The following is a 23,219-nucleotide window of genomic DNA, read 5'->3' as shown; positions in this document are numbered from 1 at the left end:
GCTTGGCAAAAAGCGACATGATCGAGCTGGAAGGGACTGTGGTTGAGGCGCTGCCCAACACCACGTTCCGGGTCGATATCGGAAACGATCACATCATTCTAGCTCATATTTCCGGAAAGCTCAGGATGAATTTCATCCGTATTCTGCCGGGTGACAAGGTTACCGTCCAGATCTCCCCGTATGATCTGACACGGGGGAGGATCACCTGGCGCAGTAAATCCACCAAGTAAGACGGAGAGGGAAGGGCCCTCTCTGCCGTGAGCAACAGGCTTACAGGAGGTAGAAAGTTATGAAAGTAAGACCGTCCGTCAAGCCCATGTGCGAAAAATGCAAGGTCATCAAGCGCAAGGGCAAAGTCATGGTCATTTGCGAGAACCCCAAGCATAAACAGAGACAAGGTTAAAAGGAGGCGCTGAAGGAATATGGCAAGAATTGCCGGCATTGACCTGCCGAAGAACAAGAGGGTTGAGATCGCCCTGACTTATATCTTTGGGATCGGACGCACCAGCGCCACCAAGATCCTGGAGGCAACGGGGATTAACCCCGACACCCGTGTCAAAGACCTCACCGAGCAGGACGAAGCTGCCCTGCGTGAAGTCATCAGCCGCGACTATCTGGTAGAAGGCGACCTGCGCCGCAACGTGGCAATGGACATCAAGCGCCTCACCGAGATCGGCTGCTATCGTGGCATCCGCCACCGTAAAGGCCTGCCTGTGCGGGGCCAGCGCTCCAAGACCAATGCGCGCACCCGGAAGGGGCCCAAGCGCACCGTGGCCAATAAGAAAAAGTAAGGGAGGGAGAGTATCGTATGGCTAATCCCAAGAAGAAGGTCGTCAGAAGACGCCGTGAACGCAAGAACATTGAGAAGGGCGCTGTGCATATCCGCTCTTCCTTCAACAACACCATGGTTACCGTGACCGACACTGCCGGCAACGCCCTTTCCTGGGCTTCCGCAGGCGGCCTGGGGTTCCGCGGCTCCAGAAAGTCCACCCCCTATGCAGCCCAGACCGCGGCAGAGACCGCTGCCAAGGCTGCCATTGAGGCCACTGGGCTCAAGAGCGTGGAGGTATACGTAAAGGGGCCCGGTTCCGGCCGTGAGGCTGCCATCCGCGCCCTTCAGGCTGTGGGCCTGGAAGTCACCATGATCAAAGACGTGACCCCCATCCCCCACAACGGCTGCCGTCCCCCCAAGAGACGCCGCGTCTAAGCGAAGGAAAGGAGAAAATCAATTATGGCAAAGAATACGCAGCCTGTCGCCAAGCGCTGCAAGGCGCTGGGCATTTCTCCTACCGTTATGGGTTACAGCAAGAAGGAGACCAACCGTAACCCCGGCGGCCAGATGAGAAAGAAAAAGAGCGAGTATGCCCTGCAGCTGGCAGAGAAGCAGAAGGTCAAGTTCGTCTATGGCATCCTGGAGAAGCAGTTCCGTTCTTACTATGAGAAGGCTTCCCGTATGCCCGGCAAGACGGGTGAGAACCTGCTGGTCCTGGTGGAGCGCCGCCTGGACAACGCAGTGTACCGCCTGGGCTTCGCCATGACCCGCCGGGAGGCCCGTCAGCTGGTGAACCACGGCCACTTCACCGTCAACGGCCGGAAGGTGAACATCCCCTCCTTCCTGGTCAAACCCGGCGACGTCATCGAGGTGGCGGAGAAGAGCCGCGCCTCCGTGAAGTTCAAGAGACTCACCGGGGAGGACGCCGTGATGGTGACCCTGCCCCAGTGGTTGGAGAGAGAGAAGAACAGCCTGAAGGGTACTGTGTCCAAGCTGCCCGCCCGCGAAGACATTGATATGCCCATTGAGGAGCACCTCATCGTCGAGTTGTACTCCAAATAATACCTTACCCTCGGCAGGAAAACGGAATGACGACACGGCGGGGGTCACCCCGCCCGACGTAAGAAGGAGGGTAATCAATGGTAGAAATCGAAAAGCCGCGCATCGAATGCATCGAGATGCCAGGGGACAACTCCTACGGCAAGTGTACTGTCGAGCCTTTGGAGCGTGGCTATGGAACCACGTTAGGGAATTCTCTCCGCCGGATCTTGCTGTCCTCGCTGCCCGGTACCGCAGTCACCAGCATTAAAATTGCAGGCGTCCAGCATGAGTTCAGCTCTATCCCCGGCGTAAAGGAAGACGTGACGGAAATTGTCCTGAACGTCAAGGGTATCATTGCCAAGCTCTACAGCGAGGGCAGTAAGACCGTATATATTGAGGCCGCCGGGGAGGGCGTGGTAAAAGCCGGTGACATCAAAGCCGACAGCGAGGTGGAAATCCTCAACCCCGATCACCCCATTGCCACTTTAGGGCCCGACGCGGTGCTCAACATGGAGCTGACCCTGTCTCACGGCAGAGGCTACGTACCCGCAGACCGGAACAAGACGCCTCAGACTGTCATTGGCGTGATCCCCGTGGACTCCGTCTACACCCCGGTGAAGAAGGTCAACTACACGGTGGAAAACACCCGCGTAAAGGATTTGACCGACTTCGACAAGCTGACGCTAGAGGTGTGGACCAACGGGACCATCGCCGCCAGGGATGCGGTATCCTTGGGCGCGCGCATCCTCTGCGACCACTTTATGCTCTTTACCGACCTCAGCGAGACCATGGGCAGCAAGTCCACGGTGGTGGAGAAGTCTCCGGATATCCGGGATAAGGTGCTGGAGATGACCATCGAAGAGCTGGACCTGTCGGTCAGAAGCTTCAACTGCCTGAAACGTGCCAACATCAACACCGTGGAGGACTTGATCTCCAAGACCGAGGACGAAATGATGAAGGTGCGTAACCTGGGCCGGAAGTCTCTGGAAGAAGTGATCAACAAGCTGGCCATGATGGGGCTGTCCCTGGCCAGCGACGAGAATTGACCCCTGCGTTCGGAGGGAAAGCCGAACCATCATTAAGGAAGGGAGTGGAACAACATGTCCGGTAACCGTAAGCTCGGCAAGCCTACTGACCAGCGCAGGGCAATGCTGAGAGCCATGGTGACCTATCTGCTGGAAAACGGCCAGATCAAGACCACCCTGGCCCGCGCCAAAGAGGTTGCTCCTCTGGCAGAAAAGATGATCACCTTGGGGAAGAAGAACGACCTGGCAGCTTACCGCCAGGCTCTGGCCTTCATCACCAAGGAGGACGTGGCCCACAAGCTGTTCACAGAACTGAACCAGAAATATATTGCCCGCGACGGCGGCTACACCCGCATCGTGCGCATGGGTCCCCGGAAGGGCGACGCAGCGGAGATGGCAATCATCCAGCTGGTTTGATGGAATAAACGCAAAAAGCAGCGTGTATTGGAAGAAATCCTATACACGCTGTTTTTGTTGCGTTGGGGCGGAAACTATGGTAGAATCCAGGGAGAGATGATGCCCATTGGGAGAGAAAGGAGCGCATCAATATGCACCTGCTGTTTGTGAATTGCTGCATCCGGGGAGAGGAATCCCGCACCCTGCGCCTGTGCCGGGTAGCCCTGGAAGAGCTGAAGAAGAAGTATGACCTGACGGTGGAGGAGCTTTGCCTAGACCAGGAGGAAATCCTGCCCCTAAACAGTGCCCGGCTGGATGCCCGCCATGCGCTGGAAAAAACGGGTGAATTCAGCGACCCCATGTTCCGCTATGCCCACCAGTTTGCCGGGGCGGATATGATCTTGATGGGCGCGCCCTATTGGGAGTTCCAGTTCCCCGCCATGCTGCGCTGCTATTTGGAGCTGATCTCCGTCAACGGCGTGACCTTCCACTATACCCAGGAGGGCATCCCCCAGGGCTTGGGGAAGGCCCGGCGCCTGCTGTACGTCACCACCGCCGGGGGAGCCATTGAGAACCGCAACTGTGGCTTTGACTACATCAAGACCCTCTGCGGGGATATGCTGGGCATCCCGGCGCTAGACTGGGCGGCAGCGGAAGAGCTGGACGTCTGGGGCGTGGACGTGGAAGGCAAGCTGGTAGAGGCAGAGCGGCAGCTCCGGCAGAAAATCCAGAGCTGGGACTAAGGGAGAGAATAGAGGAGGGACTTGCTATGAGCGAGTGTAAGAACATCATCACCATTGGCCGGGAATACGGTGCCGGAGGCCGGAGTATCGCCAAAAAAATCTCTGAGCAGTTGGGCATCCCCTACTATGACAAGGACATCATTAAGATGACAGCGGAAAAGACCGGCTTTACAGAGGAGATGATCCAGGGCACAGAAGAGAAGGAGGCCGGGCGGAACATCTTCAACTGGTTCATGCCCAGCGGTGCCGCCTCCTCCTACGACCAGGCCATCTTGGCCCAGGCCCAGACCATCCGGAAAATCGCCAAGGAGGGCCCCTGCATCATCGTGGGCCGTGGGGCGGACTACATCCTCCGGGACTTCCCCAACCTGGTGAACGTGTTTGTCTACGCCAACGAGGAGGATAAGATCAAATACGCCATGGATACCCATGGGGACAGCAGGGAGCAGGCAATCAAGCGGGTGCGGCACTCAGATACCGCCCGGGAATCCTATTACCACTACCTCACCCGCGCCCGCTGGGGCAACCTGAAAAACTATGACCTCTGCCTGAACAGCTCTCCCATCGGGAAGGAAGCCTGCGCGGATATCATCATGGCATACGCCCTGCGGAAGTAAAGGGAATACAAAGGGGACAATTCAAGTGAAAAAGGGGCCGCAGCAGGGGTAAAATCCTCTGCCGCGGCCCCGTTTTTGTGAAATCCGCCAATAAAAAGGGCCAAAAAAAGATTGACTTTCTTTGGCCAAAATGGTATAATACATCGTTATTATCAAAAGAAGGGACTGGCTACCTGTCCTATTCTGGCGTTAGTATAGCAGAAAACAACGAAAAGCACAACCGGCACGGGGAAAATCGACCCACGCCCCCGTGCGTTCGCAATGAGATATCCCCCATACACCAGCGGACTGAACAAAGCTGCCCCAAGCAGCCCAGTCTGCCATCCCTCCGTCAAAAAAGCGCCCTGGCTTTTTTGACGCCTTCTACGAAAGGACTGGTCAAGAGCAATGGTAAAGGATGTACACTACGGCAAGACCCTGCGCAAGAGCTTTGCCCGCCACGAAGAAGTGTTGGCCATGCCCAACCTGCTGGAGATTCAAAAAAATTCCTATCAGTGGTTTTTGGACGTGGGCCTGCAAGAGGTTTTTCGGGACGTGGCTTCCATCGGCGATTACGCCGGCAACTTGGAGCTCTCTTTCATTGATTTCACCATGGACGAGAAGCCCAAATATAACGTGGAGGAGTGCAAAGCACGGGACGCCACGTATGCCGCCCCCTTGAAAGTGCGGGTGCGCCTGCGCAACAAGGAGACGGAGGAGATCAAGGAGCAGGAAATCTTTATGGGGGACTTCCCCCTGATGACCAAGGGCGGCACCTTCGTCATCAACGGTGCCGAGCGCGTCATCGTCTCCCAGATCGTCCGCTCCCCTGGCGTGTACTATGCCCGCAACACCGACAAGGCGGACAACACCACCTTCGCCGTCACCGTGATCCCTGGCCGGGGCGCCTGGCTGGAATATGAAACGGACCTGTCCGACATCTTCAGCGTGCGTATCGACAAAAACCGCAAGCTGCCGGTGAGCTGCCTCATCCGGGCGGTAGGCCCCCAGACCGACGGGGAGATTTTGGAGCTCTTCGGGGAGGAACCCCTGCTGGTGAACACCTTGGAAAAGGACACCTGCAAAACCCGGGAGGAAGCGCTGCTGGAAATTTACCGCAAGCTGCGCCCCGGCGAACCCCCCACCCTGGACTCCGCCGAGACCCTCATCAACGGCCTGTTCTTCGACCCCCGGCGCTATGACATCTCCGCCGTGGGCCGCTATAAGTTCAACAAGAAGCTCTCCCTCTGGCCCCGCCTGGCAGGGCAGAAGCTGGCCGCCCCCTTGGCGGACCCCCGCACTGGCGAGATCGTGGCGGAGGCAGGGGAGACCCTCACCCGGGAGAGCGCCCAGGCCCTGGAAAACCGGGGCATCAGCGAGGCTTTGGTGGACGTGGACGGCGTCCAGGTGAAGGTGTTCTCCAACCGCATGGTGGACCTGGCCGCTTTCGTGGACTTCGACCCCGCGGAGTGCGGCATCACCGAAAAGGTGCGCTTTGATGTGCTGTGCCAGCTCTTGGAGGAGTACGGCAGCGACGCCGAGTCCTTGAAGGAGGCCATCCAGGAACAGCGGGATGCCCTCATCCCCAAGCACATCATCGTGGATGATATCATGGCCTCCATCAACTACTTGTGTACCCTCTCCCACGGGGTGGGTACCCCCGACGATATCGACCACCTGGGCAACCGCCGCCTGCGCTGCGTGGGTGAGCTGCTCCAAAACCAATTCCGCATCGGCTTCAGCCGCATGGAGCGGGTGATCCGGGAGCGTATGACCATCCAGGACTTGGATATCGTCACCCCTCAATCCCTCATCAACATCCGTCCGGTGACGGCGGCCATCAAGGAGTTCTTCGGCTCCTCCCCCCTGTCCCAGTTCATGGACCAGACCAACCCCCTGGCGGAGCTGACCCACAAGCGCCGTATGTCCGCCCTGGGTCCCGGCGGCTTGTCCCGTGACCGGGCTTCCTTCGACGTGCGAGACGTCCACTACAGCCACTACGGCCGTATGTGCCCCATTGAGACCCCTGAAGGTCCCAACATCGGCCTGATTTCCTACCTGGCCACCTACGCCCGCATCAACCGTTACGGCTTCATTGAGGCCCCCTACCGGAAGGTGGACAAGGAGACCGGGCTCGTCACCAGTGAGGTGGAATATATGACCGCCGACATTGAGGACGAGTACATGGTGGGTCAGGCCACAGAGCCCTTGGACGAGAACGGCTGCCTGGCCAATGCCCGTATCACCTGCCGCCACCGCAATGAGATCATCGAGGTGGACCGGGAGAAGGTGGATTATATCGACGTCTCCCCCAAGATGATGGTCTCCATCGCCACGGCCATGATCCCCTTCCTGGAAAACGACGACGCCAACCGTGCCCTCATGGGCGCCAACATGCAGCGTCAGGCCGTGCCCCTGCTCACCACCCAGGCCCCCATTGTGGCCACGGGTATGGAGCACAAGAACTGTATCGACTCTGAGATCGCCGTCCTGGCTGCGGACGATGGAGAGGTAGTGGCAGTGTCCTCCACCCACATTACCATGCGCTATGACGGGGGCAATGTGGTGGACTACCCCCTCATCAAGTTCCTGCGCTCCAACCACGGCACCTGCATCAACCAGCGGCCCATCGTCTCCCTTCACGACCGGGTGAAGAAGGGGGACGTGATCGCCGACGGCCCCTCCACCAACCAGGGGGAAATCTCCCTGGGCAAGAACATCCTCATGGGCTTTATGACCTGGGAGGGCTACAACTACGAGGACGCCATTCTCCTCAACGAGCGCATGGTGAAGGAGGACGTGTTTACCTCCGTCCACATCGAGGAGTATGAGACCGAATCCCGGGATACCAAGCTGGGCCCCGAGGAAATCACCCGGGATATCCCCAACGTAGGCGAGGACGCCTTGAAGGACCTGGACGAGCGCGGCATCATCCGGGTGGGCGCGGAGGTCCACGCGGGAGACATCCTGGTGGGCAAGGTCACCCCCAAGGGGGAGACAGACCTCACCGCCGAGGAGCGGCTGCTCCGGGCCATCTTTGGTGAGAAGGCCCGGGAAGTCCGGGATACCTCCCTAAAAGTGCCCCACGGGGAGAGCGGCATCATCGTGGACGTGAACGTCTTTACCCGGGAGGCCGGGGACGAGCTGAGCCCCGGGGTCAATATGGTGGTTCGGGTCTATATTGCACAGAAGCGGAAAATCTCCGTGGGCGACAAGATGGCCGGCCGCCACGGCAACAAGGGCGTGGTCTCCCGCATCCTGCCCCAGGAGGATATGCCCTTCCTCCCCGACGGCACCCCCCTGGATATCGTGCTGAACCCCCTGGGCGTGCCCTCCCGTATGAACATCGGCCAGGTGTTGGAGGTCCACTTGGGACGTGCCGCCCAGGCCCTGGGCTGGAAGGTGGCCACCCCCGTGTTCAACGGCGCCGACGAGAAGGACATCATGGAACTCCTGGCCCAGGCCGGTCTGTTCCGAGAAATCTATCCCAACGAGACCATCGCCGGCAAACAGCTTTATCTGATGACCGAGGACGGCAGCGACATTCGTGCCCTGGACGAGGAGGAAATGCTGGATGCCCAGCAGGTGCGCATCTGGCGTAAAGACGGCCGCCTGCGCCTGGCCGACGGCAAAACCAAGCTCTACGACGGGCGTACCGGCGAGATGTTTGAAAACCCCGTTACGGTTGGGTACGTCTACTTCCTCAAGCTCCACCACCTGGTGGACGATAAAATCCACGCCCGTTCCACCGGCCCCTACTCCCTGGTTACCCAGCAGCCCCTGGGCGGTAAAGCCCAGTTCGGCGGCCAGCGCTTTGGCGAGATGGAAGTCTGGGCCTTGGAGGCCTACGGCGCAGCCTATACCCTCCAAGAGATTTTGACCGTGAAGTCCGACGATGTCACAGGCCGTGTGCGCACCTACGAGTCCATCGTCAAAGGCCACAACGTTCCTGCCCCTGGCATCCCCGAGTCCTTCAAGGTCCTAGCCAAGGAGCTGCAGGCCCTGTGCCTGGACATCAAGGTCCTGGACAGCCAGGGCCAGGAAATCGAGCTGCGGGATGACGAGGAGGACAACTATCAGAACATCAACCAAATCCGGGACGACCGGGATGATCGGGATGACCGCTACGACGCGTATCGGGATTCCTACAACGAGGATGCCCAGTTCACCGCCGCAGGCTACAGCTTCAAGGAAAACAGCGACGACGACGGCCTGGAAGACGATAGCGACGACGAGGGTGATGAGGCCTTCGACGACGCCGGCGTATCCTATGATGAATAAAGAAAGGGAGGACGATGAGATATGAGCTATGCAGAGTTTGACGCCATTCGCATTGGCATCGCTTCCCCAGAACAAATCCGTGAGTGGTCCTACGGCGAGGTAAAAAAGCCGGAGACCATCAACTACCGCACCCTCAAGCCCGAACGGGACGGCCTGTTTTGCGAACGCATCTTTGGCCCCACCAAGGACTGGGAGTGCCACTGCGGCAAGTATAAGAAAATCCGCTATAAGGGCAAAATCTGTGACCGCTGCGGCGTGGAGGTCACCCGGGCCAACGTCCGCCGGGAGCGGATGGGCCACATTGAGCTGGCCGCCCCGGTAAGCCATATCTGGTATTTCAAGGGCATCCCCTCCCGGATGGGCCTGCTGCTGGATTTGTCCCCCAGGATTTTGGAAAAGGTTCTGTACTTCGCTGCCTATATCGTCACCAACCCCGGCTTTGCCCCTCTGACCAGGAACCAAATCCTGTCCGAGAAGGAATACCGGGACCTGCGGGAAAAGTACGAGGACGATTTTGAAGCCGGGATGGGCGCCGAGGCCGTGAAGCGTTTGCTGGCGGATATCGACCTAGACCAGCTCTCCACCCAGCTCCGGGAGGAGCTGCGCCATGCCTCCGGCCAGAAAAAGGCCCGGATCGTCAAGCGCCTAGAGGTGGTGGACGCCTTCCGGGTCTCCGGGAACAAGCCCGAGTGGATGATCATCGACGTGCTGCCGGTGATCCCCCCGGAAATCCGTCCCATGGTCCAGCTGGACGGCGGCCGCTTCGCCACCTCCGACCTCAATGACCTGTACCGCCGGGTTATCAACCGTAACAACCGCCTCAAGCGCCTCATCCAGCTCAACGCGCCGGATATCATCGTGCGCAACGAGAAGCGGATGCTCCAGGAGGCGGTGGACGCCCTCATCGACAACGGCCGCAGAGGCCGTGCCGTCACCGGGGCCAACAACCGGGCCTTGAAGTCCCTGTCCGATATGCTCAAGGGCAAGCAGGGCCGCTTCCGCCAGAACCTGCTGGGCAAGCGGGTGGACTACTCTGGCCGAAGCGTTATCGTGGTGGGCCCGGAGCTGAAAATCTATCAGTGCGGCCTGCCCAAGGAGATGGCCATTGAGCTCTTCCGCCCCTTCGTCATGAAGAAGCTGGTGGAGGAAGGCCAGGCTAACAACATCAAGTCCGCCAAGAAGATGGTGGACCGGGGCCGCGCCGAGGTCTGGGATGCCCTGGACTTTATCATCAAAGAGCATCCCGTCATGCTAAACCGCGCCCCCACCCTCCACCGCCTGGGAATCCAGGCCTTTGAGCCGGTGCTGGTGGAAGGCCGGGCCATCAAGCTGCACCCCCTGGTTTGTACCGCCTTCAACGCCGACTTCGACGGCGACCAGATGGCCGTCCATGTGCCTCTGTCCGCCGAGGCCCAGGCGGAAGCCCGTATTTTGATGCTCTCCGCCAACAACCTCCTGCGTCCCCAGGACGGCGGCCCTGTTACCGTCCCCACCCAGGATATGGTGTTGGGCTCCTATTACCTCACCTATGAGAAGGATGCCCCCGCCGACCCCGCCTATATCTACGCCGACCCCCAGGCGGCAGTGGCTGCTCTGAATGCCGGGGAGATCAGTGAGCGGGACCGAATCTGGATCGACAACGAGGACCGGCTCCTGCCCACCTCCGGCTATGAGGCCCGCTTGGCTGTGGAGACCGGCGGCGAGCCCAAGGAGATTTTGCACACCTTCGCTGGCCCCGACGAGGCCCACTTGGCCTACGCCGAGGGTGAGTTGGAGCTCCATGTGCCCATTATGGTGCGCATGAGTGCGGAGATCGACGGGGAGATATGCCACAAGCTGGTGCGCACCACCGTAGGCCGGCTGATCTTCAACGAGGGCATCCCCCAGGACCTGGGCTTTGTGGACCGGGAGGACCCAGACCAGCGCTTTGAGCCGGAGATCAACTTCGTCTGTGGCAAGAAGCAGTTGGGGAAAATCATCGACAAGTGCATCGTCCGCCACGGCTTCACCCAGTCGGCGGAAGTGCTGGATATCATCAAGGCCCGTGGCTATCACTACTCTACCCTGGGCTCCCTCACCGTTTCCATTTACGACATGACGGTGCCCCAGCGGAAATATCCCCTCATCCGGGAGACGGAGAAGGAGATCGTCAAGATCGAGCGCCAGTTCAAGCGGGGTTTCCTCACCAACGACGAGCGTTACCGCCTGGTGGTTAAGGCCTGGGAGGAGACCACCAAGGACGTCACCGAGGCCCTGCAAAAGGGCCTGGACCGCTACAACCCCATCTTCATGATGGCGGACTCCGGTGCCCGTGGCTCCATGGCCCAGATCCGTCAGTTGGCCGGTATGCGTGGCTTGATGGCCGATACCTCCGGCCGTACCATCGAAATTCCCATCAAGGCCAACTTCCGGGAAGGCCTGTCCGTCCTGGAATACTTCATCTCCTCCCGAGGCGCCCGGAAGGGCTTGGCAGATACCGCCCTGCGGACCGCCGACTCTGGATACCTGACCCGGCGTCTGGTGGATGTGTCCCAGGAGGTGATCATCCGGGAGAAGGACTGCGGCACCACCGAGGGTATCGTGGTCAGCGAGATCAGCGAAAACGGCCAGGTGATCGAGCCCTTTGCCGAGCGCTTGAAGGGCCGCTGCCCTGTGGACGACGTGGTGGACCCCGAGACCGGGGAGGTCTTGTTTACCAACGAACACATGCTTACCATGGACGACGCCAAGTTCTTGGAGTCCAGGGGCTTCACCAGCCTGAAAATCCGTTCCGTGCTCACCTGCCGGGCCCGTACCGGCGTGTGCTCCCGCTGCTACGGCATGAACCTGGCCATCGGTGAGCCGGTGGGCGAAGGCGAGGCTGTGGGTATCATTGCCGCCCAGTCCATCGGTGAGCCGGGCACCCAGCTGACCATGCGTACCTTCCACACCGGCGGCGTGGCCGGCGGCGATATCACCCAAGGTCTGCCCCGTGTTGAGGAGCTCTTCGAGGCCCGGAAGCCCAAGAAGATGGCCCAGCTGGCAGAGATCAGCGGCCGGGTTACCTTGGAGGAGAGCAAGCGCATCACCGTGTGTAACGTCACCATCACCGCCGACGACGGCGAGGTGGTCACTTACGCCCTGCCCTATAGCTCCGGCATCCGCTGTAAGGATGGCGACCTGGTGAAGAAGGGCGACCAGCTCACGGAAGGCGCCCTGTCCCCCCACGAGGTGCTGCGCACCCGGGGCGTGTCCGCTGTCCACGACTACCTGATCCGGGAGGTCCAGAAGCCCTACCGCCAGCAGGGCGTGGATATCAACGACAAGCATATCGAGATCATTGTGCGCCAGATGATGCGCAAGGTCCGGGTGGAGGAGGCCGGGGACTCCCAGCTTCTCTCCGGCTCCACCATTGAGCTGATGGAGTTTTTGGATGCCGAGGCAGAGGTCCGGGCCCGGATGGAAGCAGGGGAGACCCATGAGGACGGCAGCGAGCTGGTGATGCCCACCGCCACCACCCTGCTCATGGGGATCACCAAGGCCTCCTTGGCCACAGACTCCTTCCTCTCCGCCGCCTCCTTCCAGGAGACCACCAAGGTCCTCACGGAAGCGGCCATCAAGGGAAAGGTGGACCACCTCATCGGCTTGAAGGAGAACGTCATCATTGGCAAGCTGATTCCCGCAGGCTCCGGCCTGTCGGTGTACCGCCAGATGAACCCCAGGGAAGAGGAGCCCCTGCCCAGCAGAAACGGCTATGCCGCCGTGGCTGCCGTGGCGGCCACCACCGACGCAGAGCCGGAGGAGGCCGAGGACGAGGCAGAGGATACCTTGGAGCTGGAAGAGATGGAGGATACCATGGAATTGGAAGAGGCAACCATCCCCGCCGCTGGCGGCGTGGAGATGGACGAGGTCCTCTCTGTGAGTTTCGACGAATAAAGAAAAAACCGGCTGCGGTGAGATACCGCAGCCGGTTTTTAACCAATTTTACCCACAAAGTCAAGGGTTCTGTAGTAGTCGAGTTCAATAAAATCTGTAGGTGTTACATGGACGGCGTCTTTTTCAAAATAGTTTAGGCCTGCATGTTCCAACATGGTATAAATGAACTGGGAGCAAAACATGATATTGGGACGCAGGGTGACCTTGAACAGCAGGCCCAACAGGTTATATGCGCTGCCCTCCTGGTTGATTTCACGGATCTTATCAAGGATGGCCCGCTTCTGGCTGTAGGTTGCCGGGAGCCGGTACAGCATCATGGTAGCGCCTGCCCGTTGGGTCAGTTGGGTTACAGCTTCGGGGTTAAGGCCTGGGGATGCTATTCTTTCCCCTCCATTGTAGCTGACCAGGGTGTTTAAGTCCCGGTCAAACGCCAGGGAGACGTGGTTGTATTGCCGGTTTGTGAAAAGCCCGATCAGTTCACTAGAAGCGCTTTTTGATTCGGTGAGGATAAGGTACACATAGCCGTCCTGCAACGTTTTTTCAGCCTGTTCAAAATAGCTGCTGGGGAGACTGCCGTTGTTGATGTAGGAAAAGAAGCTGTGGCGGGGCAAGCTATGTGCAATTTCCAGCAAACAGCCTTTGGGCAGGGTTTTTCTTGCAGTGGTGAAAACAGCGCAGCCGCGCAAAAAGGTAAAAGAAATAATCAGGAGATATATCATAGAATCCCTGCGGGGAAGGGGAGTGGTGCAGGTGACTGCACTGGCCACAATACACGCAGAGAAAAAATGCATGGTTTTCATGGAAGTTCTCTCTTTCTATGAGGGTCAAGGAAATATATATGGTAAGGGGAGCCATGAAAGGGTTGGTTGCACCCCACGAATGTTTCGGTGAATTAGAGACAGAGCCTGCCAATCCCAATGGTGGCAGCTTTTCCGATAAAATGAACCGTTAATTTTTAATTATATCCACTGCATATGAAAAAATCAAGGCCCGGAAGGCCTCTTTTTTGATGGAAAAGATGCTATGTTTTCCTACGGGGATTTGCTATAATAAAACAATGATGAAACAAAATAGGGGGAGGAATACCATGACGCCAATGCAGACACTTCAGGCCACCCTTCGAGAGCGGCTGCCCCAGTTGGAGCTGCGGGAGAGGGAACCCATGGCCCAGCACACCAGCTTTAAGGTGGGGGGCCCGGTGGCCCTGATGGCCCTGCCCAAGGAGGCGGAAAGCCTGCCCATTCTCCTACACTGTGCCTGGGAGGCGGGGGTGGTGCCCTTCTTCCTGGGGAAAGGGTCCAATCTCCTGGTCAGTGACCAGGGGGCGGAGGCTTTCGTGGTGAAAACAGCGGGAGGGCTGGGCCGGCTGGAACGGACCGGGGAGACCTCCCTCTATGTGGGGGCCGGGGTGACCCTGGCCCAGGCGGCGGTGTTTGCCGCCAACCAGAGCTTGACAGGGTTGGAGTTTGCCCACGGCATCCCCGGCACCTTGGGGGGCGGGGTGTTCATGAACGCCGGGGCCTACGATGGGGAGCTGTCCCAGGTGCTGCGTTGGGTGGACTGTGTGGACCCGCAGGGGCAGCCCCACCGGCTGGAACTGCCGGAGCTGGAATTGGGCTACCGCAGCAGTGTCTTTGCCCGGCTGCCCTGGCTGATCCTGGGAGCGGGATTGGAATTGGCGCCAGGGGAGACGGAGGCCATCCGTGCCCGTATGGCGGAGCTGGCCCAGCGGCGGCGGAGCAAGCAGCCCCTGGAATACCCCAGCGCCGGCAGTACCTTTAAGCGTCCGCCGGGCCAGTTTGCCGGGGGCCTCATTGAGCAGTGCGGCTTGAAGGGGGCCCGGGTGGGAGGCGCCCAGGTGTCGGAAAAGCATGCGGGCTTCGTGGTGAACACCGGCGGCGCCACCTGCCAGGATATCTTGGCCCTCATCCGCCAGGTGCGGGAGACGGTGCGGCGGGAGACCGGGGTGCTTTTGGAGCCGGAGGTCCGCCTTTTGGGCTGTAGCTTGTAAGAGAAACAAAGGAGAATGCTATGAAGGATCGTTTTTATATGCTGATGCTGGCCACCAGCGGCAACGAGAGAAATGAGACGAAATTTGAGCACTACCAGGACGTGAAAGAGGCGGAGGCTGTGGTCCAGGATTGGCTTGTACGCTACTGCGGCATGGAGGTCATCCCCTATGGACAGGAGGAGGCCGTCCGGGGGGCCAACGACGGGCGGCTCCCAGAGGACGCGTTTCTCTGCCCCCTGGTGGAGAAGCCCCAGGATTTGGTGAAGTATAACGGCTTTTACGACTACGGGAGCCTGGGGGTGTTCAACCTCTTCCTCACTCCGGTGTGCGACAAGGAGGACGCCCAGCGCTTTTGCAACGGCATGAACAAGGAATATGAGATCGACAAAGAGTTCAGCCAGCGGGCGGACCAGATGATGGAGCAGCTCCATACTTTCGTGCGCTCCTTTGAGGACGAGACCGTGGACCCCGGTGAGGCGGAGGCGGCCATCCGTACCTTCCTCCTCCAAGGGGGCTTCAGCCTGTTCGACTTCGGGGAGGCCACCCCCAATATGGTCTTTCTGCCCAGCGATGGAAGCCCCTGGCAGAGCCTATAAGCACAGCGGAACAACCAGGATCCAAGGAAACCATGGACAGGAGAAGCGCGGACCGGAAGCTCTTACCGGCCCGCGCTTTTTTCACCCTTTCCCGCCCCCCAGAATAGAATGACCAGGAGGGAAGGAGGTATTGCTATGGAGGCAATGGATCGGGAGCGGAACATTTGGGTGGTGGGCGGAGACCAACGCCAGCGGGCCCTGGTGCGCCTGCTCCGGGAGGATGGCCACACCGTCCGCCTGGCGGGCCTAGAGGACCAGGACCTGGGCACGGAACCCCTGGGGCCAGGGCTGGCCTTGGCCCACTGTGTGATTCTGCCCCTGCCGGTGACCCGGCCGGATGGGACGCTCAACGCCCCCCTGAGCCGGGAGGCGTTGTCCCTGGAATCGCTGTTGGAGTACATGGAGCCGGGGCAAGTCCTTTGCGGGGGCATGGTGTCCCCGGCGGTGCGGGCGCTGGCGGAAGGCCGGGGCCTGCGGGTCTTTGACTATTATGCCAGGGAGGAGTGTATGGTCACCAACGCCGTGCCCACCGCAGAGGGGGCCGTCCAGGTGGCCATGGAGGAATTGCCCACCACCCTGCACAATGCCCGGGTGCTCATCCTGGGCTTTGGACGGGTGGGGAAGCTCACCGCCCACCGGATGGGGGCCCTGGGGGCCCGGGTGACGGTATGCGCCAAGCGCTATGAGGACTTGGCCTGGGCGGCGGCCTATGGCTGCGACACCCTGCGCCTGGAAACCCTCTCCTATGAGCTGGGGGGCTTTGACCTCATCGTCAACACCATCCCTGCCCGGGTGCTGTCCCCCCACCGGCTGTCCCAGGTGAACCCGGAGGCGTTCATCCTGGACTTGGCCTCCGCCCCCGGCGGGGTGGACCAGGGGGCAGCCCAGGAGCTGGGCCTGCGGGTGCTCCAAGCCCCCGGCCTTCCCGGACGGACGGCCCCGGTGACCGCAGCGGCGGCCATCCGGGACGCAGTCTACCACATACTCTGGGAACTGGAGGAAGCACCATGAGTGAAGAACGGGTGGGATTCGCCCTGACTGGATCCTTTTGCACGTTAGAGACCACCCTGGCGGCCATGGAGGCGCTGGCAGAGGACTACCCTGATATCCTCCCCATCGTCTCCCCGGCGGTGGCAGACACCGACACCCGCTTCGGCCGGGCGGAGGATTTCCATGCCCGGATCACCCAGCTCTGCGGCCGGGGGGTCATCGACAGCGTCCGGGAGGCGGAGCCCATTGGGCCCAGGAAGCTCCTGGACGTGTTGGTGATCGCCCCCTGTACAGGGAACACCTTGGCCAAGCTGGCGGCGGGCATCGCGGACACCGCCGTGACCATGGCCGCCAAGGCCCACCTGCGCAACGGCCGGCCGGTGGTCCTGGCAGTCTCTACCAACGACGGCCTGGCAGGGGCGGCCCGGAACATCGGGGAGCTCCTGTGCCGGAAACACTACTACTTCGTCCCCTTCCGCCAGGACGACCCCGAGGGGAAACCGACCTCTCTGGTGGCGGACTTGGGAAAGCTCACCGACACGGTGGCCGCGGCCCTAGAGGGGCGGCAGCTCCAACCCTTGCTGTTGGGGCCGGCCTGAGCTGGGACATAGCAGGGCAGGGCCAAGGGGGTATCCCGTGGCCCTGCCCCCGGCGGGGCTTATAGGCTGACCACCTTGGTGGCTATCGTCTCCCGAAAGGCCCCGTCGTGCTCTACAAAGAGCATGGTGGGGGCGAAGTGCCGGAGCAAGTCCTCAATCTGCATCCGGGAGTAGATGTCGATATAGTTCAGGGGTTCGTCCCATACATATAGGTGGGCCTGCTCACATAGGCTCTTGGCCAACAGCACTTTCTTTTTTTGCCCGGCGGAGTAGTCCTCCAAATTCTTTTCAAACTGCACCCGGGCAAAGCCCATCTTTCGTAAAATTGCCAGGAACAGGCTGCTGTCAAGCTTGGCCTCTTGGATGAATGCGGAGAGCGGGCCTTGCAGGTGGCTGGTGCCCTGGGGCACATAGGAGATCACCAGGCCAGAGCCCAGGGTGACGGTGCCGCTGTGGGGGACCGGCTCCCCCAGGAGCAGCTTGAGAATGCTGCTTTTCCCGCTGCCGTTGCGGCCCTCTAAGGCGATCCGTTCCCCACGTTCCACAGAAAAGGAGAGGGGCGGGCAAATCTGGCGCGCGCCATATTGGATGGACACCTCTGAGAAAGCGGCCAGCACCCGGGCGTGGTAGGGCTGGGGAAAGAGCTTCAAGGCCTCGGCGGTCTCCACATTTTTCAACAGGCTGGATGTTTCCTCCAAGGCCTGCTGCTGCCGGGCCTCCAGGGCCTTAGAGCGTTTCATCATCTTGGCGGCTTTGTGGCCGATATAGCCTTTGTCGTAGGCACCGGCCTTGGAGGCCTCCACCCGGTCCGACCACACCCCAGAGCGCTTGGAGGCCTGCTGCAAGCGCCGGATATCCTTTTGCAGCTTCTGGTTCTGCGCGGCCTCAAAGTCCTGCTGCCGCTGGAAGTTGTCCAGCCAGGAGGAGAAATTGCCGCTCTGGACGTCGATGGTGGCCCGGTTCAGGGAGAGGATGTGGTCCACGCAGCCGTCTAGGAAACGGCGGTCGTGGGAGACCAGGATGAAGCCGGACTTCTTGTTCAGATAAGCGGCCACCAGGGCCCGGGCACGGCTGTCCAGGTGGTTGGTGGGTTCGTCGATGAGGAGGAAATGCCCCGGGTTGAGGAAGAGGGCGGCCAGGAGCAGCTTGGTCTGCTCCCCTTGTGAGAGAGTTAGGAAGGGCCGCTGCAACACCTCCCACTCCACTTCCAGGTCAGCCAGCTCCCGGAGGAGCTCCCACGCTTCGGCCTGGGGGCATACCTCTTCCAACACCGCCTGGGCGGGGCGCTCTGGCTGGCGGACGGGGTAGGGGAAGTAGTCAAAGGGCACGGAGCCGTGGATGTGCCCGCTGTAGTCATAGGCCCCCAGAAGGAGTTGGAGAAAGGTGGTTTTCCCCCGGCCGTTCCGCCCCACAAAACCCAGCTTCCAGGCGGTGTCAATCTGGAAATTGACCTGTTCAAAAATGGGGTCATAGCTGCCGGGATAGGTGAAGCTCAGGTTTTCGACTTTGATCATAGACATGATACCATGCCTCCCTTCAAAACATAAAAATAAGAGCTGCAAGAAAGCAAGTTCTTGCAGCTCGTCACAGCACACCCCGCCCCTGGCAATAGGCCAGTGGCGGCGGGATCAGACGGGGAAGAGATGGTTCACTTTCTTGCAAATGGGCGCAGCTATACCAGGGTACAGCCGCTGAATCCAGTTTTACTTGCAAGAAATATGACGCATCTTCCCGCCCCTCTCTTCATTCAGTTGCGCTCAGGATACCACAGCTTGGGGGAAAAAGCAAGCCCTGATTTTTTATTGTAAAAGTTTGGTTACCCCTTGACAGAAGGGGCATAATAGAGCATAATAAAACTTCAAGTAGGCCTGCACTGGCTGGCAGGAAGGGAGGTGCCCACCTTGGGAAAAGAGAGCGTCAAGCAGATCGCCAAGAACAAAAAGGCTTTTCACGATTATTTCGTGGAGGAGCGCTATGAGGCGGGCATCGAGCTGGCCGGAACAGAGGTCAAGTCCATCCGTATGGGCAACGTGAATCTGAAGGACTCCTTCTGCACCATCAAGGATGGGCAGATGTCCCTTAACGGGATGCACGTGAGCCCCTATGAAAAGGGGAATATCTTCAACCGGGAGCCCCGCCGTCCCCGCCGCCTGCTGATGCACCGGCGGGAGATCGCGAAACTCTTCGCCAAGATCAAGCAGGATGGCTACACCCTCATCCCCCTGAGCCTGTACTTTAAGGGCCCCAGGGTGAAGGTGGAGGTAGGCCTGTGTAAAGGCAAAAAGCTTTACGACAAGCGAGAGGCCGCGGCCCAGCGAGACGCCAAGCGGGAGATGGACCGGGCCCTGAAACAGCGATAGACTACTTAAATAGCGCACCATAGCGCGGCAGCGCTTTTTTCGGATGAAAAGGAGAATCGAAACTATGGCAGACAATCCTATCGTTACCATCGAGATGGAGGATGGCGGCAAGATCGTGGCCGAGCTCTATCCCGACGTGGCGCCCATCAGCGTCAACAACTTTGTGAGCCTCATCAATAAGGGCTTCTATGACGGCATCATCTTCCACCGGGTCATCTCTGGCTTCATGATCCAGGGGGGCGACCCCCAGGGTGTGGGCATCGGTGGCCCTGGCTATTCCATCAAGGGCGAGTTCGCCTCCAACGGCGTGCCCAACGACTTGAGCCATACCAGGGGTGTCCTCTCTATGGCCCGTGCCCAGGACCCCAACTCCGCCGGCAGCCAGTTCTTCATCATGCATGCTGACGGGGACTTCCTGGATGGCCAGTACGCCGCTTTCGGTAAGGTTACCGAGGGCATGGACGTGGTGGACCGCATCGCCGGGGTTAAGACCAACTCCAGCGACAAGCCCAAGGAGGACCAGCGCATGAAGAAGGTGATTGTGGAGACCTTCGGTGTGGAGTATCCGGAACCGGAGAAGCTGTAACCACGGAAAACCGTTGATTTTTTGCACACGAATTTGCACACGATGCCTTGGCGGCTGCCCGTTGGAGGGCAGGCGTCAAGGCAACACCGCGCCTTTACTGAACCGTTGTCAGGATATATCCTAATGTTTTTTCAAATATGGGGGCGTACTGGTTTCGACGGGGACATGGGGGCAGGAGTAGCGGGCGGATGCGCCTAACATCCTTAAAATGGGCAACTTATAAATTAAAGAACGACGATAACGTAGTTCTCGCCGCGGCTTAAAGCGGCCGTCTGACCCGGAAGGACCACGAGCCGGACTCAGGCGTGATCTAAGTGGTGCACGTGACCGGGGTAAGCTTTGCCCCCGGCATGACAAATGAAGCTACTAAGCCATGAAGCATGACGGTTTGCGTCATGGTAAGGGAATGCAAAGAATCGTCTGCGCCCGGAGAGGTTCCTGAGGAAGTGTTTTCGGACGGGGGTTCGACTCCCCCCGCCTCCACCAGCCTGCGTTGATGAAAAAGATGCAGGAGAAAAAGCCACACTTTTGTGTGGCTTTTTCGCATATTTCACAACAAAACAGGCCAAAATCATGAAAAAGAGTCAAGTTTCCCAGAAATAGGTAGCGTGATTCAAAAATCACGCAAAGAAAGATGCCAAAACGTCTTTTTGGGCTTTTCTGGAAGCTGGAGGGACTCGAACTCTTTCGCACAACTAAAAATGAAAAAATGACCGCTAGACGCCGTCTGCGACCCGCCGGAAACCCGGCAGGGACGCAGGCGGCGTTTTTGCGTTCCTTGAGACTGTTCAGATTGGTAGTTATGCTTACATTGTCCATCATTCCTTGGTAGTCTTGGTAATCGCTTTCCCGCCTACCTTCGAGTATGATTGCTTCAAGACCAAACGGAGGAGGGAATTCTATGGAAGAACGAAAAAACCTCTGCGCGCTCATCCCCATCGAGCTACACAACCAAGTGACGGAAGCCAGGGAGCAGTTAGGCCAGACCACCAGCGAATACATCACAAACCTTATCAGCGAATATTTCAAGCTAAAAGAAAACGGAGGGAACCCCACTATGGCAAGCACAAGAACGATGGCATTCCAAGTATCAGAAGAGCTATTCCAACGCATCAAGGCGCATCTGGAGCGGGAGACTGCCCGCGCCGGTAAAAAGCTCACCCAGCGGGAGTTCGTCCTGGGCCTCATCGAGGCAGCCCTGAACGAGGCGGAACAGACCCTCACCGCAGAAGCCCCGTCCGGCCTCTGTGAAGCCACGATCCCCCAGGACGCCCCCCACCCCCGGGAAGAAGAACCCGGGGCCCCGTCGGCCAGCGTGTGAGCCGTGTGAGGCAGTAGCCCACAAAACAACAGAACAAGTCAGAAAACAGCCCGGCAGAGTATCCCCAATCGTGGGATGCTCTGCCGGGCTGTTTTGCGTTTTATGGAAAGAAGGTGATTTTTTGAACGCAAACACAGCCCATCGCGTGACGAGCGCGGAGATTGCCATTGCCAAGGAGACAGACTTGCCAGACCTGCTATCCTCCCTAGGATACCAAGTCAAACGCATCGGAAGCTACTACACCGCCAAGGAGATGGACAGCCTTCGCATCAAAGGCCGCCGAACCTGGTACCGTTACTCGGAGGGTATCGGCGGGGACGCTATATCCTTCCTCCAACGATTCGAGAACAAGAGCTTCCCGGAGGCGGTGGAGTACCTGCTGGCCTATCAGGGTAGGTCCAGGGACCCGCCGGAGCCGCCGCCGGAGCAAATGCCCCCAAGGGAGAAATGCCCGTTTCAACTACCCCCTCCCTGTGAGGATCAACGCCGGGTATTTGCCTACTTACGTAAGCGAGGCATCGCCGCCCAAGTGATTCGAGACTTTATCCAAGCTGGCCTGCTGTATGAGGACGCAGAGCATCACAACTGCGTTTTCGTCGGCAGAGACGGCAGCGTAAAACCCAAATTCGCCAGCAAACGAGGAACTTTTGACCTGAACGGTGCTGGTTTCAAAGGGGACGTAGCCGGAAGCGACAAGGATGTAGCCTTCCGGCTGCCCTGTAATCCAGCCTTGAATTGGGTGGCAGCCTTCGAGGCCCCTATTGACCTGATGAGCTTCTGCACCCTGCACCGGGAGGTCCGCAGCAATGCCATTGCCCTATGCGGCTTACACAATGGCGCACTGGATACCTACCTGCAGGAGCATCCCCACCTCCGGCACATCATCCTGTGTCTGGATGCAGACGAACCAGGACGAGCAGCGGCGGAACGCATGAAATTGGAATACGAACAAACAGGATTTAAAGTATCTGCCAGGACACCAAAACAAGGAAAAGACTGGAATGAATATCTACAACAGCGTGTTTCGGCACGGGAAAGGGGGCGGTAGCTGAACAAATTCCGCTTTAAACTATCTGAAAAAGGAGGCATATATGCACGAAAAAAGATTCCAAAGAGCAACTACCTTCGCCCTGGTTTTCTCTATGCTGCTGTCCCTTCTGCCGATGGCAGTCCCCAAGGCCAGCGCAGCGACCGCCAGCACCCTGGCAAGCGTTACAGAGACCTATGTTGACGCATCTGACGGAACGCAAATTTCCAAAGATGAAACCTATTCCGTAACACACAAAGAACGCACTCCGCAGAAGATTGCGGACTACACTTACCAGGACTACAGCGAATCTGTAGAACAGGTGTATTCTCACAAAGACATCAGTTATATCTACGGATATCCCGACAAGACCGTCCGCCCGGACCGGCCTATGACCCGCGGCGAAGCTGCGGCGGTGTTTTACCGGTTGTATGATGGACAGTACCCTTCCGCAAAGCGGACGATGTCCCCGCAGACTTTCTCCGATCTCAGCACTGATCTCTGGTGCTACAAGGAAACTGAGCTGCTGTACAGCATCGGCAGCATCGACGGTTACGGGGATGGCACGTTTCGTCCCAATGCTCCGGTCACCCGCGCTGAATTTGCAGCTCTGGCGGCCCGGTGGGCAGGGCTGGATCGTAGCAATGACGCAAAGTTTTCCGATGTAACGACAAGCCATTGGGCGTATGGGGAAATCAACGCCGCTGCTGCGGCTGGTTGGGTCGATGGTTACCCGGACGGGACATGTCAGCGCCATGACGAGCGTGTGATGTTCCGCCGGGTGGTCACGGGCGTGTCCGGGGTAAGAATCCCCAGGGCCTTAACCGCCCGGAAATTGCCTGATGCGCTCGTCTACAAGCTGGAAAAGCTGTTAAAGCAGTTTGTTCGGGAGAACGGATTGTAACATTCGTTTACACAGATGTAGGCGGATTAAAAAATCAAAGCCGCTGCTTTCCTAAC

The 23,219-nt window shown here is 59.1% G+C and carries 22 protein-coding genes and 1 other RNA gene; 21 read left to right on the top strand and 2 right to left on the bottom strand.

Annotated features, from left to right (window positions below):
- Positions 1-2 precede the first annotated feature (2 nt).
- The 11 genes from infA (at position 3) to rpoC (ending at position 12,769) form a co-directional block, all read left to right on the top strand.
- On the top strand, positions 3-230 hold the full coding sequence (infA, locus tag ACTOZL_RS06255; RefSeq protein ID WP_021918813.1) for a translation initiation factor IF-1: 228 nt from the start codon (positions 3-5) through the stop codon (positions 228-230).
- Positions 231-289: 59 nt separating this feature from the next.
- On the top strand, positions 290-403 hold the full coding sequence (gene rpmJ / locus ACTOZL_RS06250; protein WP_008982609.1) for a 50S ribosomal protein L36: 114 nt from the start codon (positions 290-292) through the stop codon (positions 401-403).
- Between the two features lie 19 nt (positions 404-422).
- Positions 423-791 carry a 30S ribosomal protein S13 gene (gene rpsM / locus ACTOZL_RS06245; RefSeq protein ID WP_482477328.1) on the top strand — a complete coding sequence of 123 codons (369 nt, stop codon included), beginning with the start codon at positions 423-425 and terminating at the stop codon, positions 789-791.
- 17 nt (positions 792-808) lie between these two features.
- Positions 809-1,207, top strand: a complete 399-nt coding sequence (gene rpsK / locus ACTOZL_RS06240; protein WP_482477326.1) for a 30S ribosomal protein S11 — start codon at positions 809-811, stop codon at positions 1,205-1,207.
- A 24-nt stretch (positions 1,208-1,231) separates the two neighbouring features.
- On the top strand, positions 1,232-1,834 hold the full coding sequence (gene rpsD / locus ACTOZL_RS06235) for a 30S ribosomal protein S4 (protein ID WP_482477325.1): 603 nt from the start codon (positions 1,232-1,234) through the stop codon (positions 1,832-1,834).
- Between the two features lie 77 nt (positions 1,835-1,911).
- Positions 1,912-2,859: a DNA-directed RNA polymerase subunit alpha gene (locus tag ACTOZL_RS06230; protein ID WP_482477323.1), complete on the top strand. Its 948-nt coding sequence runs from the start codon at positions 1,912-1,914 to the stop codon at positions 2,857-2,859.
- Positions 2,860-2,913: 54 nt separating this feature from the next.
- A complete protein-coding gene (gene rplQ, locus ACTOZL_RS06225; RefSeq protein ID WP_482477321.1) occupies positions 2,914-3,255 on the top strand; it encodes a 50S ribosomal protein L17 in 342 nt (113 codons plus the stop codon).
- 131 nt (positions 3,256-3,386) lie between these two features.
- Complete coding sequence (locus tag ACTOZL_RS06220) at positions 3,387-3,977, top strand: NAD(P)H-dependent oxidoreductase (protein WP_482477320.1); 591 nt, start codon at positions 3,387-3,389, stop codon at positions 3,975-3,977.
- A 26-nt stretch (positions 3,978-4,003) separates the two neighbouring features.
- On the top strand, positions 4,004-4,594 hold the full coding sequence (locus tag ACTOZL_RS06215) for a cytidylate kinase-like family protein (RefSeq protein ID WP_482477319.1): 591 nt from the start codon (positions 4,004-4,006) through the stop codon (positions 4,592-4,594).
- Between the two features lie 387 nt (positions 4,595-4,981).
- Complete coding sequence (gene rpoB, locus ACTOZL_RS06210; RefSeq protein WP_482477318.1) at positions 4,982-8,854, top strand: DNA-directed RNA polymerase subunit beta; 3,873 nt, start codon at positions 4,982-4,984, stop codon at positions 8,852-8,854.
- A gap of 21 nt (positions 8,855-8,875) precedes the next feature.
- Positions 8,876-12,769: a DNA-directed RNA polymerase subunit beta' gene (gene rpoC / locus ACTOZL_RS06205; RefSeq protein ID WP_482477317.1), complete on the top strand. Its 3,894-nt coding sequence runs from the start codon at positions 8,876-8,878 to the stop codon at positions 12,767-12,769.
- 38 nt (positions 12,770-12,807) lie between these two features.
- Here the strand turns inward: rpoC and ACTOZL_RS06200 are convergent, their stop codons facing one another.
- Complete coding sequence (locus tag ACTOZL_RS06200) at positions 12,808-13,569, bottom strand: hypothetical protein (protein WP_482477316.1); 762 nt, start codon at positions 13,567-13,569, stop codon at positions 12,808-12,810.
- Positions 13,570-13,856: 287 nt separating this feature from the next.
- Here ACTOZL_RS06200 and murB point away from each other — a divergent pair, with 287 nt between their 5' ends.
- The 4 genes from murB to ACTOZL_RS06180 all read left to right on the top strand — a co-directional run bounded on the left by murB (position 13,857) and on the right by ACTOZL_RS06180 (position 16,965).
- The gene (gene murB / locus ACTOZL_RS06195) at positions 13,857-14,780 is read left to right on the top strand and encodes a UDP-N-acetylmuramate dehydrogenase (protein WP_482477315.1); all 924 of its coding nucleotides are present in this window, start codon (positions 13,857-13,859) and stop codon (positions 14,778-14,780) included.
- Positions 14,781-14,800: 20 nt separating this feature from the next.
- Positions 14,801-15,376: a hypothetical protein gene (locus tag ACTOZL_RS06190; protein ID WP_482477314.1), complete on the top strand. Its 576-nt coding sequence runs from the start codon at positions 14,801-14,803 to the stop codon at positions 15,374-15,376.
- Positions 15,377-15,511: 135 nt separating this feature from the next.
- Entirely contained in the window at positions 15,512-16,387 is an 876-nt protein-coding gene (gene dpsA, locus ACTOZL_RS06185) for a dipicolinate synthase subunit DpsA (protein ID WP_482477313.1), read from the top strand.
- Positions 16,384-16,965: a dipicolinate synthase subunit B gene (locus ACTOZL_RS06180; RefSeq protein WP_482477311.1), complete on the top strand. Its 582-nt coding sequence runs from the start codon at positions 16,384-16,386 to the stop codon at positions 16,963-16,965. The genes dpsA and ACTOZL_RS06180 overlap by 4 nt, the downstream gene beginning before the upstream one ends.
- A gap of 59 nt (positions 16,966-17,024) precedes the next feature.
- On the opposite strand, the gene abc-f is transcribed toward ACTOZL_RS06180, so the two are convergent.
- On the bottom strand, positions 17,025-18,485 hold the full coding sequence (abc-f, locus tag ACTOZL_RS06175; RefSeq protein WP_482477309.1) for a ribosomal protection-like ABC-F family protein: 1,461 nt from the start codon (positions 18,483-18,485) through the stop codon (positions 17,025-17,027).
- A 381-nt stretch (positions 18,486-18,866) separates the two neighbouring features.
- Between abc-f and smpB the strand changes: the two genes are divergently transcribed.
- From smpB to ACTOZL_RS06145, 6 genes are all read left to right on the top strand, one after another.
- Entirely contained in the window at positions 18,867-19,325 is a 459-nt protein-coding gene (gene smpB, locus ACTOZL_RS06170; RefSeq protein WP_482477308.1) for an SsrA-binding protein SmpB, read from the top strand.
- A gap of 64 nt (positions 19,326-19,389) precedes the next feature.
- A complete protein-coding gene (locus ACTOZL_RS06165; RefSeq protein ID WP_482477307.1) occupies positions 19,390-19,911 on the top strand; it encodes a peptidylprolyl isomerase in 522 nt (173 codons plus the stop codon).
- 139 nt (positions 19,912-20,050) lie between these two features.
- Positions 20,051-20,397, top strand: a transfer-messenger RNA (tmRNA) gene (gene ssrA / locus ACTOZL_RS06160).
- Positions 20,398-20,812: 415 nt separating this feature from the next.
- Positions 20,813-21,232, top strand: a complete 420-nt coding sequence (locus ACTOZL_RS06155) for a translation initiation factor 2 (RefSeq protein ID WP_482477305.1) — start codon at positions 20,813-20,815, stop codon at positions 21,230-21,232.
- 121 nt (positions 21,233-21,353) lie between these two features.
- A complete protein-coding gene (locus ACTOZL_RS06150; protein WP_482477304.1) occupies positions 21,354-22,280 on the top strand; it encodes a toprim domain-containing protein in 927 nt (308 codons plus the stop codon).
- Between the two features lie 43 nt (positions 22,281-22,323).
- The gene (locus ACTOZL_RS06145) at positions 22,324-23,163 is read left to right on the top strand and encodes an S-layer homology domain-containing protein (protein ID WP_482477303.1); all 840 of its coding nucleotides are present in this window, start codon (positions 22,324-22,326) and stop codon (positions 23,161-23,163) included.
- The last annotated feature ends 56 nt before the right edge of the window (positions 23,164-23,219 follow it).

Source organism: Evtepia sp. (assembly GCF_056797215.1).
The sequence above is the reverse complement of the archived record's forward strand: the minus strand, read 5'-3'. Positions and strand labels throughout refer to the sequence as shown.